The organism is Streptomyces sp. NPDC002773, assembly GCF_040295605.1.
Taxonomy (GTDB): domain Bacteria; phylum Actinomycetota; class Actinomycetes; order Streptomycetales; family Streptomycetaceae; genus Streptomyces.
The window spans coordinates 42,524-55,572 of the sequence record NZ_JBEOVO010000004.1 but is presented as its reverse complement, the minus strand read 5'-3'; the positions used below and the strand labels follow the sequence as shown (position 1 = coordinate 55,572).

Sequence of the window (13,049 nt, the reverse complement as noted above, 5' to 3'; positions counted from 1 at the left end):
GCCGCCGCTCCGCCCCGGTCCTCAGCGTCCGCCGCGTACGAAACGCTCGAGGCCGCCGGTCTCCCGGCCGTCGTGCGTACGGTCCGGGCTGATCGGTGTCACCGTCACGTAGCCCCGCTGGAGCAGGGCGAAGTCCGGATGGCGCTTGGTCTCGGCGCGGCAGTCCGGTGCGTCCGGGGCGCAGAGCTCGCCGCGGATGGTGAAGGTGTCGCCCTGGGCCGCGTAATGGAGCTTGACCAGCTTCCGGGTGCCCACGGACGTCCACGCCGTCCCACGGGGGCGCTGCCCTTCCGCGTGGTGCGGGTAGTTCACGTTGACGACGTACTCCGTCGTGAACAGGTCGCGGGCGCGCAGACCGGCGATGAAGTCGGCCCCGTATTCGGCGGTCTTGCGGTAGGTGTGGTCCGCGACCTCGAAGGAATCGGTGACGGCGGGGTCGTACGAGCTGTTGAGGGCGACCGCCGGCACGCCCTCGTCGATCGCGGCGAGCGCGGCTCCCACGGTGCCCGACTCGTTGACGACGGAGGCGACGTTCGGGCCGTAGTTGCTGCCGGTGACGACCAGGTCCGGGCCGTCCTTCCAGCCGGCCTTGGCGGCCAGTCCGCCGCCGACCCCGAGGCGTACGGTGTCCGCGGGTGTCGCGCTCGGCGTGGCCGGGCCGCAGGGCCCCGCCCCCTTGCAGACGCCGTACACCGCGCCGCCGCTCGGCGCTCCTGAACAGTCGCCCGCGTACCCGGCGGGCAGCGCGGCCCGGCGCTGGACGGTCAGGTGGCCGCCGCTCGTGGCGCTGGTACCGGCACCGCTCTGGTTCGCCCACGGGGCCATGACGACGACGTCCGCGCCGGCCGCGCACAGGGCACGGCGGGCCTCGTACAGGCCCTTGCCGTCGGAGGCGTTGGGGCGGGCCATCTGCATGGAGTCGTCGTTGCTGAGCAGGATGCGCATGCCCGCGAGCGACGGCCGGGCGTCCGCGGTCGCGGACCCGCCGGACCCGCCGTGGGCCGCCTGCGCCTGTGTGCAGACGAGCAGCACGGTGCTCGTCGCGGCGAGGACGGCGAGGGTTCTGCGTCGGTTCACAGTGTTTCTCCTTGGGGAGCGGTACGAGGGGGACGGACGGCGGCCGATCCGGCCGGGCCGGGCTGCGGGGCGGTGATCACCGGACGCCGCGGACGCGCAGTACGCCCAGGGCGCCGATGAGCGAGATGACGGCGGCGACCGGGAAGAGGGCCTGGTAGCCGCCCGCGGCGACGATCCAGCCGGCGATCGAGGGGGCCAGGATCTGCGGGCCGGCGTTGGCGATGTTGATGACGCCCATGTCCTTGCCGGCGTCCTCGGTGCGCGGCAGAACCTTGGTGATCAGGGCCATGTCGACGGCCATGTACACCCCGAAGGCCAGGCCGGCGGCGACGTTGTACGCGAGCATGCCGCCCTCGGTGGGCCACAGCATCGGCAGGGTCAGCGCGAGCGCGGCGGCGATCCCGGACGTGAGCACGAAGGGCTTGACCCGGCCGACACGGTCGGCGATCGGCCCCACCAGGACGGAGGCGATCACCGTGCACACGGCGTTGACGATCATCAGGAAGCCCACCGTGGGCAACAGGTCCTGCGGCGGAACCTTGATGTACTCGGCGAGCAGGAACATGTTGTACGTGAGGACGATGAAGTAGCCGAGCATGACCCCGAGCCGGGACAGGAAGGCCCAGCCGAAGTCGGGGTAACTCTTGGGGCTCACCCAGAAGTTGCCGAGGAACTCCTTGAGGGAGAAGCGTTGCCGGGGCAGGGCGCGCGCGTCCTGGTCCGGGGAGACGACCACGAACACGAGGGCGGCGGCGACGACGACCGCCGCGATCAGGTAGTAGCCGTTCTCCCCGGCGAACCGGCCTCCAAAGCCGCCGATCACGCCCTCGAACCCGAACCTCTCACCGGGCACACCGCCGATGACCAGGGCGGCGACGATCGTGCCGAGCGGAACGCCCAGCCCGACCAGCGCGGAGAAGGTGCCGTACTTGGCGGCCGGTACCCGGTCGGGCATCGTGGCGGTCAGGGCCGCCTGATAGCCGTTCATGATGAACTGCACCACGCCCCAGCTCAGTCCGAGCAGGGCGATGCTCGCCGCGTGCGCCTGAGCGACCAGGGCGAGGGCTCCGAGCAGGGCGCACAGCAGGATCCACGGGGCCCGGCGGCCGAACCTGGAGCGGGTGCGGTCCGAGAGCTGACCGAAGACGGGGTTGCCGACGGTCGCGAGGACGGCGCCGATGGTGCTGGCGGTGGACAGGGCGGCGGTGTCGTTGGTGCCGGTGATCTGCGCGACCTGGAGGGGAAGCAGAAAGCTGCCGACGCCGAACCAGAGGAGATAGAGCGCGACGTTGGCGACCGGCAGCATGACGTGGAGACGGCCGAGGCGCGAGGAGACGGCGGTCTCGTCGGCGTTCCCGTCGATGTTCTCGCCGCTTTGATCGGCCATGACGGTGCCGGGCATGTTTTGAGGAAGTGAATGACTCATGAGGGGCCCCTCGAAAGGCGGTGCCGAAGAAGCGGGACGCGGCTTGGGGCACGCGTTCGGCAGGAGCGTAGATGACACGTGTAAGTAGCGGAAGGTGTCGCGCTCCACGCGATGGTTTCGTTACCTATCGAGGGCAGGTGTGTTCAGAAGTCGAAGGCGGGAGGTGGCTCCGACAGAGGTCCGCATCAGGCCGCGAAGGACCCAAAGGCGGTGGTCAGGAGGAGCTGTCGCTGCTCGCGTGGGCTAGGGGGTGTCTTTCGGATCAAGCCGGGCCCGCAGAGCCTGCACCGCGCCTCGCCGTGCCCTTGTCGGTCGATGACGTCCCCTATTGCCGCTAGGAGGGCCCCACCGCGTCGCCTACCGTCTCGACCTAGGGTGCACCTTATGGACGCTGCCGCACTCGACCACCGCACCCGCACGCAGCAGGAATGCGTACCGCCCGACCTCGTCGAGCGACTCCTGGACCTCGGGCACGCCGACATCGTGCGCACGCAGGCCCTGGCGGAGGACGGCGACTGGTTCTGCGCCAGGGCCTGGGCACGCCGGCTGGCCGAGCAGGGCGAGCCGGACGAAGCCCTCGCCATACTCGCCCCCTACCTTGCGGCAGGCTGGGTCACCGCAGCGGCGGAAGCCGCTCGGCTGCTCGACGCGGCGGGCCGGGACGAGGAAGCCATCGGCCTGCTGCGCCCTTTCGCAGTGGACGGGGAACGTTCCGCGCTGCGGGAGCTGGCGCCGCTGCTGGTCCGCCACGGCCGGGCCGCGGAGGCATACGCACTGCTCGTGCCGCACATCGCGGACTGGTATCTGGCCGAACCTCTGGCCGACGTGGCCCTCGCGCTGGGCCGGGGCGACGAGGTCGCGGAGCTGCTGGCCGCTCGGATCGCGCCCGACCGCCCGTGCGAGCGATGCGCGAGCCCGGAATGCGCCGGGCGCGGCACCGAGCCGTTCAACGCGGTGAACCTAATCGCGTCCGTCCGCGAGCGGCAGGGTCGAACGCAGGAGGCAATCACGGTTCTGTATGCGTACGGCGCAACCCCGGTCAACAGCCGCGACCCGCTCGCCGAACTGCTTGCGAAGCACGGCCGGATCGACGAACTCCGCGCCTACGCGGCCGACGGCGACCACCCCTCGGCGGTCCGCCGGCTGGCGGAGCATCTGGAGGAACAGGGTGACGTGGCGGGCGCGGCCGAGGTCTACCAGCCGCACGCCGAGCAGGACTTCGGGAACGCCCGGATCCTCCTCGCGCAACTCCTCGCCCGTCACGGCCGGGGCGGCGAGGCCATCGAGGTGATGCGGGCGCGCGAAAGCCACGACGCCTGCACCCTCGACCTGCTGTGCGGGATGTTCGCCGCCGAGGGCCGGGCCGAGGAGGGCCTCGCCCACCTGGATGCCCTCAAGTCCCGCCGCGGCGAGGAGGAATGGGAACTGTTCCGGCTCCGGGGCCCGCTGCTGGCGGCCTGCGGACGGCTGGACGAGGCGACGGAGCAGGCCCGCGAGCACCCCGAGGGCGCGAGCTGGTACGCGGTGGAGGAAGTGGCGTGCCTCCTGGCCGACTCCGGCCGCCGGGAGGAAGCCGTGGCCCTCCTGGAGACGGATCCCCTCCGGCACCGCCAGGCGCTCGCACCCCTCCTGGTGGAACTGGGCCGCGTGGGGGAGGCCGTCGCCCTACTCCGCACTCCGGTGCCCGAAGTCCCCCCGCCGACTCCTTGGGGCTACAGCGACTGCCCGCCCTTCTAGGCCGTTTCTTCCAGACCACTCCCGAGGGGGCTGGGTGTCGGTGCGGCGTGGGAGGGTCCTGGGCATGACGATGCCGGAGGGCCTTGAGCGAGTGCTGCCTGAGATCGTCGGACGCGACATGTTTGACGCTCTCGTCATCAGGACCGACTTCAGCGACGACGAGTCGTGGAATGCGGTGGTCAGGGAGTTGCGCCAGGCGTGGGGGCCGGACGACGAGTTTCCCGCAAGTGTGCAGGTGGTCGACGCGCCCGCTTGGTCGGGGGCGACAGCTGATGAGGTTCTTGTCGCGGTGGACGAAGACAAATATCTGAACGTCGTCTTCCTCGCCGACCGCCACACGATGCAGTCGCCGGCGCGGGCGCTGCTGGCTCTGACACGATCTGGCAGGACGAGGGCGACCTCGATCCCGTCTACCACCAAGAGCTCATCGAGTCGCCGGAGCCCCGGGAGTTCCGAGCCGCGCCCGCTGCGGTGCACTCGGTCCATGCGAACGTGACGCTTGGCAACATGGGCGTCGCCGCGTTCGCCACGGCCGCTTCCGCAGAACCTGATCAGGTCCTGCGGCCCGTCTGACTGGTACAGCGGGCAGCCGTTGCCTTGGAAGGTGCGGGTCGTTCGCCGGGGCGTGTCGTTGAATGATGCGCAGTGGGCGCGGATCGAGCTGTTGTTGCCGGATCGGACGCCGAGGCGGCGTGAGCGCTGGCGGGATCACCGCCAGGTGATCGACGCGATCGTGTTCAACTACCGCACCGGGATCCCCTGGACGGACCTTCCCGAGCGCTTCGGTTCGTGGAAGGGCGTCCACAACAGGCTGCGAAAGTGGGCGGCCGACGGCACCTGGAAGAAAGTCTTCACCGCGTTGCTCGCCCAGGCCGACGCCGAGGGCGATCTCGACTGGGTCGTCGCGGTCGACTCCACCGTCGTTCGTGCCCACCAGCACGCGGCCGGTGCCCGCAAAAAAGGGGGCACCGGCCGGCGAGCCGGACCATCATGCGCTTGGGCGCTCTCGTGGCGCGTTGTCGACGAAGATCCACCTGGCGGCCGACAGCCGGTGCCGTCCTCTGGCCTTCGTCATCACACCCGGCCAGGCTGGTGACGCCCCTGCATTCCCCGAGGTGATGGCGAAGGTACGGGTGCCCCGGCCGGTCGGTAGGCCGCGGACGACGCCTCATGTGGTCCTCGCGGACAAGGCGTACTCGTCCCGCGCGATCCGCGCCTACCTGCGGCGTCGGGGGATCCGGGCGGTGATCCCCCAGTCCGCCGACCAGACAGCGAACCGCAAACGGCTCGGTAGCCGCGGTGGGCACCCTCAGCTTTCGAGCGCGAGGCGTACACGCAGCGGAACACCGTCGAGCGGTGCATCAACAGGATCAAGCAGTGGCGTGGTCTGGCCACCCGCTACGACAAGGCCGCCACCGTTTACCTCGCCGGACTCCACATCGCCGCCATCTTCATTTGGTCAGCCAGGTGACTCCAGCGGCTGCCTAGGACTTGTCTGACAATGATGATGTTGCGGTGGCACCATCCTCCGGAGACGTGGGGGAATTGCGTGTGGGAAGGTCATCGGTGTGATCAACCACCATGGCGGCTCGGCCCGCGAACTCGTACTCGTGGGTGAATTGAGCCCTGCTGACCTCGAATTTCTTCACCGCGAGGCGCTTCGCGTTCTGCGCTCCGGCATCGACGCTGCCAACCTCGACGCCTACAGCGACGATGACTGGCCACCCGCGGTGCTGCGTTCGCACGAGCACGCGCTGTCCCTGGCCAGGGAGGCGGTGGCAGATGGCGCTCGTTCCCGACGTGCCGACCCTGGGATGGGCATCGACATCGACGTCCGTGACGACGCGCAGTTCGAGCTGCTGTTGGACCTGGTTCCTCACACGATCAATGCCGAAGGCTGGCGAGGGGACCAGTTGGTCTTCAGCGCCAGTGACTCGGGAACCTCACTGTGGATGGTGGTCACGCAGGGACAGGAGGCAGAACTCCTGTCCCGACTGGAAGCGCAAGGGATCCCACCGACCGCACTTGCCGTCCAGCCGCCCGGCCGCTGAGACGCATTCACGGTGCGGGCCCGCGAAGCCACAGGATCAGAGCAGCGAGTTGGAGTCCGGCCCGGTATCGTGCCGCGAGCTTGTCAAAACGGGTAGCGATCGCGCGGAACTGCTTGAGGCGGTTGAAGCAGCGTTCGACCACGTTGCGGGCCTTGTAGAGCTTGCGGTCGAAGACCGGTGGCCTGCCGCCCGCCTGTCCGCGCCGCACGCGGTTAGCTTTCTGGTCCGCCCGCTCCGGGATCACCGCACGGATGCCCCGCCGGCGCAGGGACTGGCGGATCGCCCGTGACGAATACGCCTTGTCCGCGATGACCACGTCGGGCCTGCGGCGGGGCCGCCCGGCGCCGGACCGGGGCACCCGCAGCACGTCCAGAACCGCGTCGAAGACGGTGGAATCGTCGACGTTGCCAGGCGTGACGACGACGGCCAAGGGAAGGCCGCGGCCGTCGCAGGCAATGTGGACTTTGGTGGTCAGCCCGCCGCGGGACCGGCCAAGCGCCTGGTCAGCCGCCGCGCGTGCCGGATCTTCCAGTTCGTCCCCTGCCGCCGCCCCTTTTTGTGGGCGCCGGCGGCATGCTGATGGGCTCGGTTGATCGTGGAGTCGACCGACACGGTCCACTCCACGGCTCCGACGGAGTCGTCCCGGACCTGGGCCTGTTCGAGCAGGTGGGCCCAGGTCCCGTCCGCCTCCCAGCGAGCGAACCGCTCATAGATCGTCTGCCACGGCCCATAACGTTCGGGGAGGTCACGCCACGGTGCACCGGTGCGCAGCCGCCACAGCACCCCGTTGATGACCTGCCGGTGATCCCGCCACGGCCGCCCTCGTCCATCGGCACTTGGAAGCAGAGGTGCTATCCGCTCCCATGCCACATCTGTCAGCTCGCCACGACTCACCACAAGATCAATTATCAGACACTGCCTAGACCCAGCCCTCGTTGAGGTAGACCGTCCAGGTGTCTCCCACTGCCTTGTGCAGTTCAACCAGGGCCGCAACGTCGGCGATGGCTGCCGGGGTGTCGGAGAGTCGCAACGGGGAGTTCGGGACGCTGTTGCGGGTGTAGACCGGCAGCTCGCCGTTGCAGTTGAAGGCGTGAAGCGATGGGGGAGCATCGTTGAACCATGAGGGACAGTTCTCCTCGGCCCATGCAGCTGCGGCGTCGACACGATCCATATGCACCAGCAGATGCTCAGGAGCCGGCCCGCCACTGAACTGCACGAGGAAGCCCTGAGCGTCCACTGCCCACCAATCCCACATGAATCCGCGTCGGGGGTGCCGCAGGATTGTCGTCATGCCGTCACCGTATCCAGGCCGGACAAGAGCGTTGAAGGTGATCCGAAAGAAACGACCTAGGGCCGCTTCGCGAGGCGGTAGATCGCGTAGGAGACACCCAGGATGACGTCCACCGCGGCCCAGAGGAGGATCAGCAGGCCCACCCCGATCGCCGTGCCGGCGCTCTCGGCGTCGTTGCAGGTCTTCTGGTCGAGCGTCCCGCAGTCGTCCGGCGTACCCGCGCCGGAGCTGGCGCCCAGGATCGCCCAGAGCAGGAAGAGCACCTGAATGGCGAGGAAGACCCAGAGGAAGACCCGGGCCTTCTTGCGTGGGGGTGTCCCCGTTGCCGGTGAGGCGGGGGGCTGCCACTGCGGTGGGTTCTCGCGCGGACTGCTCATGCTGATCACGCTTCGTTCACTGGGTGAGCCCGGAGATCGGCGCCCTCACCTCGGCGCCGTGATCGCCTCTGTCGCGGCCCGGGCCCCAGACCTACAGGTCCATCATCCGTGAAGGGGACAGCATCCGCATGAGCGGCGGACGAAGCGCCGCCCGCATGCGCTCGCCGCCCGCGCCATTCAGGCACGGGCGGCGAGTCTGCCTGACGGGCTCACAGCCGGTACCGCGCGAGGCGGTCGAACGCCTCGCGCGGTTCCTCCCGTCGGGGCGGGGTGGGTCAGGCCAGGTTGATGTTCTCCGCCTGGGGGCCCTTCTGGCCCTGGGTGACGTCGAACGTCACGGTCTGGCCCTCCTGGAGCTCACGGAAGCCCGAGGAGTTGATCGCCGAGTAGTGGGCGAAGACGTCCGGGCCGCCACCGTCCTGAGCGATGAAGCCGAAGCCCTTTTCCGCGTTGAACCACTTCACAGTTCCCGTAGCCATGTCTCATGCCTTCCAGTCGATGAACGCCTTCCACACGATGTGGAAGGCGGAGGTGATCGCCCTGGTTCCTGCGGCACAGCACAGCAAAAAACCCACGCCGGAAGCATGGGTATGGGGAACTTCCGAACCACGACAGCTAACCCAGACGCTACACGTCCGCACACCCCGTCACCAGTGGAAACGCCCGCTTCTGCAAGATCGCCCGACGGAGCCGTCCCGGCGGCCGGTCGTGGTTGCGGTGACCGGCGTCCGTCATGAAGCGTGGCGGGCGCCGGTCTCCCTCATGGGGTGGTCGTCCCCCGGGTCAGCAGGGGTTGATGTTGATCTTGAGGGGGGTGGTGTTGCGGACGTCGACGGCGTTGCCGTTCATCCGCAGGCAGTTGAAGGTGACCTCGCCGATCGCGGGGCCCTGGCCCTGCTCGGGCATCTCGTTGGCCCAGAGGCCGTAGCCGGACTTCGCGTCGTAGGCGTCTCCGCTCTTGCGGGCCCCCGTGATCGAGACGTCCGTGAAGACGGTGTCCTTGATGGGGAACTGGGGCTGGCCGCCGACGTAGTTGGTCTGGAACATGATGCCGCTGTAGGTGGGGTCGACGATGTCCACGTGGTTGACCCTGATGCCCTGGAAGACCTTGGAGGCGGAGAACACCCAGATGCCGGGGAAGGTCTGGGAGCCCCAGAAGTGGCCGCCCGCCCGCACGATGGAGATGTTCTCGAAGGTCGTGGGTTCGGTCCCGAAGCCGTTCATCGGGTAGCCGAAGTCCAGGGAGGAGATGGTGATGCCGGAGTAAACGAGGGTGTCGGCGATGTGGATGTTGCGGAAGGTGTTGCTGTAGCCGCCGTAGACGGCCACGCCCGCCGCCCGCCAGGTCAGCGTGCTGGTGAGGTTCTCGTAGACGTTGTTCTTCATGTCGGCGCCGCCGGCGTCGATCGCGGAGAACAGGGCGAAGCTGTCGTCGCCCGTGGCGCGGGCGTCGTTGTTGGTGACGTGGTTGTCCGTCGAGCCGTTCGTCATGTTGATGCCGTCGGCGAACATGTTGCGGATGCGGGAGTTCTTGATCGTGATCCGGTCGGTGTTGGCGCCCCAGTAGAGGCACACCATGTGCTCGTTCCAGATGTCGTCGATCACGATGTCCGACACGTTGGCGAAGTCGAACACCTTGCCGGGTCCGTCGATGCGCGAGGTGTAGTTGCCGAAGTAGGCGAAGCCCTTGAAGAGCGAGCCCTTGGCGGCGGCCTCGGCACGGAACCCGACGTCGGTGTTGTCCTGGGTGGAAGGCGCGTGGAACGTGGTGTACCAGGGGCCCGCGCCGACGACCTTGACGGGCTTGCCGTACACCTGGAACTTGCTCGACGTCTGGTAGTTACCCGGCGGCAGGTAGACACCGGTGAGTCTGCCTGTGGTGTCCATGCGGACCCGGTCCAGGGCGTTCTGCACGTCCTGGTGGGTGAAGCCGGCCGGGACGGTGTACGTGGCCGGGTCGGGGTTCGCGACCGGTGCGACGCGCTCCAGGTTGACGAAGTCGATCGCGTACGTGGAGGTGTTCGCGGCGTCCTTCTGGAGGCGGATCCTGCTGCCCGCCGGGACGGTCTCGGCGAGGAGGAGGTGCGCCTCGTCGTAGATGTGCCGGGGGGCGCCCGAGCCCGGGGAGTTGCCGGGTGCGGTCTCCGAGCCGTACAGCCACGCGTACTTCGACGTCAGCGGCATCGCCTTCTTGAGGACGCCTTCGACGTAGACGTTGATCGTGGAGTCGATGCCTCCGCCCCCGGGGGCGTCCGGGATCGAGAAGCGGGCGACCAGGGTGTTGGTCGCGGCGCGGGTGGTGAACTCGACGTACTCCCCCGTCGCGTCCAGGCTCACGGCCTTGCGGCCCGACGCCTCGCCCGCGATGTCACCGACCGTGCGGTTGGGCCCGGCGACGGTGGCTCCGCCGCCGGCCGTGCCGTCCTCCGCCTCGTACATGTCGTACGGCATGTTCGCGCCGCGCCCGACGAACAGCGGCTGTGTGGAGGTGTTGTTCGCGCGCTTGACCGGCAGCTCGTTCGCGTCGTCGGCGATCACGGTCCGCACCGTGTACGAGCCGTTGGCCGCGGTCCAGGGGCCGACCGTCACCTCGGCCGTGGCACCGGCGGCGATGACACCGTTGTGCGCGCCCGTCACCGTCTTGACCGTGGTGCCGCTGCCGTCGATGACGTGGAGCGTCACACCGTGGCTGCCCGCGGCGCTCGCCTCGGTTCCCTCGTTCCTCACCGGCACCTTGAAGGTGACGGTGTCACCGGCGCTGGGGCTCGACGGGGTGGTGGTGACCGAGCCGATGGTCAGGTCCGAGCTGGCGACGGGCTTGACGACGAGGGGGGTGGGGCGGGTGTAGGTGTTGTTGGTCTCGTTCTGCTCGACGACCGCGTTCGCCTTGTCGGCGACCGCGCTCAGTTCGTACGTACCGGCGTCGCGGGCTCCGAGGGAGGCGGTGACGGTGGTCTGGGCGCCTGCCGCGAGGGCGCCGACCTGCGCGGTGGCGACTTCGGTGCCGCCCAGGCGCAGGGCGACCGCGTGCGCGGGGGCGGGAGCCGGGCCGTCGTTGCGGACGGTCGCCGCGACGGTGATGACGTCCGACTCCACGGGGGCCGCGGGCGAGGTGGTCAGGCCGGTGACGACGAGGTCCGGGTTGGGGGCCGGGACGCCGACGACCTGGAACTCGGCGAGCTGGCCCGCCGAGGAGCCGGAGTTCGCGGTGAACTTCAGCTGCACGTCGGCCACGCGGCCGGAGACCGGGATGGTGACGGTGTTGCCGCCCGCAGGGTCGAAGGTGTAGCTCTTCGCGGCGACCAGGCTGGTGAAGCCGGTGCCGCTCTGTTCCCGGCCGAGGACCTCCACGGTCTGGGAGCGGGTCGACCAGGCCGAGTCCGGGTTGAGCTTGAGGACGAGGCTGTTGACGTCGGCGTTGGACCCCAGCTTGACGGTCAGGGTGTTCGGGTAGCTGCCGCCCGCGCCCTCCCAGTAGGTGCTCGTGCTGTTGTCGTTGGCATTCGCCGCCACGAAGCTGTGCACGGTGGAGGAGGCGTCGATCGGCTTGCCCACGGCGAGGTTGGATCCCGTCCCGCCGCTGCCGTTGCGGGTCACCGCGTTGCTGTCGGCCGACTGGTTGCCGGCGGCGTCCTTGGCGCGGACGCGGTAGGTGACCGTCGCGGAGGCGGGTTGCGTGTCGGTGTACGTGGTGACGTTGCCGGCCACGCTGCCGCGGAGGGTGTTGTCGGCGTACACGTCGTAGCCGGTCACGCCGGTGTTGTCCGAGGAGGCGGCCCAGGTCAGCCTGATCTGGCCGGCGGCGGGCTCGGTGAGCGCGAGGTTCGCAGGGGCGGTCGGGGCCTGGGTGTCACCGGTGTCGCCTGCGCGGGTGACGGGGTTGCTGTCGGCCGACTGGTTGCCCGCCGCGTCCTTGGCGCGGACGCGGTAGGTGACCGTCTGGTTGGCCGGTCGGGTGTCGGTGAAGGTGGTGGTGTTTCCGGCGACGCTGGTCAGCAGGGTGCCGTTGGCGTAGATGTCGTAGCCGGTGACGCCCGTGTTGTCGGTGGCGGCGTTCCAGGTGAGTCGTACCTGGTCGGTGGCCGGCTGGGTGAACACGAGGTTCGCCGGGGCGGTCGGCGCCTGGGTGTCGCCCGACTGCGGCCCGTAGACCTCGAGTTCGGAGAGCTGGGCGGCGGGCTGGGAGGTGTTCGCGGTGACGAGCACGCGGACGTGGCGGGTGGTGGCCGCATCGAGGGTGATCGTGGCCGTGTTGTCGTTCGCCGCGGTGAAGCCGTACGCCTGGGAGGCCGTCAGGTCGGTGAAGTCGGTGCCGTTGGTGCTGCCCTGGAGTTTCAGGGTCTGGTTGCGGCTGCCCCAGCCGGCGGGGAGCTTCAGGACCACGCGGTTGACGGCGCGGGAGGCGCCGAGGTCGGCCTGGATCCACTGCGGGAGGGCGTTGTTGGTGCTCTCCCAGTAGGTGGCCCGGTTGCCGTCGTTGGCGTTGCCCGCCGTGTAGACCTGGGTGTGGCTGCTCGCGGTCAGGGTCTTGCCTGCCGCGAGGTTGACGGAGGACTCGTCCGCCGAGTGCACCTCGAGCTCGGAGAGCTGGGCGGCCTGCCAGCCGGTGTTCGCGGTGATGTCGATGCGTACGAACCGGGCTTGGGTCGCCGGGAAGGAGACGGTGACGGTGTTGGCCGCCCCGGGGGCGAAGGCGTACGAGGCGGAGCTCTTCAGGGTGGTGAAGCTGGTCCCGTCGGCGCTGCCCTGGACGGACAGCGTCTGGTTCCGGCTCTCCCATCCGGCGGGCAGCTTCAGGACGACCTCGTCCACGCGGGCGGCCGTCCCGAGGTCGGCCTGCACCCACTGGGGCAGGCCGCTGCCCGCGCTCTGCCAGTAGGTGCCCTGGTTCCCGTCGGTGACGTTCGCCGCGCCGTACTCGGCGTGGGAGGTGCTCGCCGCGGCGCTGTCGCCCAGGGCGATGTTGGGGCCGCCCGCCGCGTCGGCGGTCATCATCGGACCGCCGAGCGCCAGCAGGCTCGCTGCTATCGCGGCGCTCAGGCACCGTGACTTCCAGGTGGGGGTTCTCATCAGTCCTCGCATTTCGGTCG

The 13,049-nt window shown here is 69.4% G+C and carries 11 protein-coding genes and 1 pseudogene; 5 read left to right on the top strand and 7 right to left on the bottom strand.

Translation table 11 applies throughout. The annotated features are described in order from the left end of the window. Positions 1–21: 21 nt before the first annotated feature. Positions 22–1,077 carry a 5'/3'-nucleotidase SurE gene (gene surE / locus ABT034_RS07255; protein ID WP_351212191.1) on the bottom strand — a complete coding sequence of 352 codons (1,056 nt, stop codon included), beginning with the start codon at positions 1,075–1,077 and terminating at the stop codon, positions 22–24. Between the two features lie 76 nt (positions 1,078–1,153). Further along, positions 1,154–2,464 carry an MFS transporter gene (locus ABT034_RS07250; RefSeq protein WP_351212189.1) on the bottom strand — a complete coding sequence of 437 codons (1,311 nt, stop codon included), beginning with the start codon at positions 2,462–2,464 and terminating at the stop codon, positions 1,154–1,156. Between the two features lie 423 nt (positions 2,465–2,887). On the opposite strand from ABT034_RS07250, the gene ABT034_RS07245 reads away from it, so the two are divergent. The 5 genes and pseudogenes from ABT034_RS07245 to ABT034_RS07230 all read left to right on the top strand — a co-directional run bounded on the left by ABT034_RS07245 (position 2,888) and on the right by ABT034_RS07230 (position 6,291). Then, a complete protein-coding gene (locus ABT034_RS07245) occupies positions 2,888–4,240 on the top strand; it encodes a hypothetical protein (protein WP_351212187.1) in 1,353 nt (450 codons plus the stop codon). Between the two features lie 64 nt (positions 4,241–4,304). Next, positions 4,305–4,736, top strand: a complete 432-nt coding sequence (locus ABT034_RS07240; protein ID WP_351212186.1) for a DUF6924 domain-containing protein — start codon at positions 4,305–4,307, stop codon at positions 4,734–4,736. Further along, positions 4,712–4,813, top strand: coding sequence for a hypothetical protein (locus ABT034_RS35310; protein ID WP_502972824.1), 102 nt, complete (start codon positions 4,712–4,714; stop codon positions 4,811–4,813). The genes ABT034_RS07240 and ABT034_RS35310 overlap by 25 nt, the downstream gene beginning before the upstream one ends. 31 nt (positions 4,814–4,844) lie before the next feature. After that, positions 4,845–5,711: pseudogene (locus tag ABT034_RS07235) on the top strand (IS5 family transposase). A gap of 97 nt (positions 5,712–5,808) precedes the next feature. After that, complete coding sequence (locus ABT034_RS07230; protein ID WP_351212185.1) at positions 5,809–6,291, top strand: hypothetical protein; 483 nt, start codon at positions 5,809–5,811, stop codon at positions 6,289–6,291. 7 nt (positions 6,292–6,298) lie between these two features. Here the strand turns inward: ABT034_RS07230 and ABT034_RS07225 are convergent. From ABT034_RS07225 to ABT034_RS07205, 5 genes are all read right to left on the bottom strand, one after another. Then, a protein-coding gene (locus tag ABT034_RS07225) for an IS5 family transposase (protein WP_351212183.1) occupies positions 6,299–7,188 on the bottom strand; the annotation gives its coding sequence in 2 pieces (ribosomal slippage) (positions 6,299–6,852 and positions 6,852–7,188; 891 coding nt in all). 22 nt (positions 7,189–7,210) lie between these two features. After that, entirely contained in the window at positions 7,211–7,582 is a 372-nt protein-coding gene (locus ABT034_RS07220; protein WP_351212181.1) for a hypothetical protein, read from the bottom strand. A gap of 56 nt (positions 7,583–7,638) precedes the next feature. Then, entirely contained in the window at positions 7,639–7,959 is a 321-nt protein-coding gene (locus ABT034_RS07215; protein WP_351212179.1) for a hypothetical protein, read from the bottom strand. Between the two features lie 275 nt (positions 7,960–8,234). Further along, the gene (locus ABT034_RS07210; RefSeq protein WP_030325187.1) at positions 8,235–8,438 is read right to left on the bottom strand and encodes a cold-shock protein; all 204 of its coding nucleotides are present in this window, start codon (positions 8,436–8,438) and stop codon (positions 8,235–8,237) included. Positions 8,439–8,742: 304 nt separating this feature from the next. Further along, the gene (locus ABT034_RS07205; protein ID WP_351212177.1) at positions 8,743–13,029 is read right to left on the bottom strand and encodes a discoidin domain-containing protein; all 4,287 of its coding nucleotides are present in this window, start codon (positions 13,027–13,029) and stop codon (positions 8,743–8,745) included. Between the last annotated feature and the right edge of the window lie 20 nt (positions 13,030–13,049).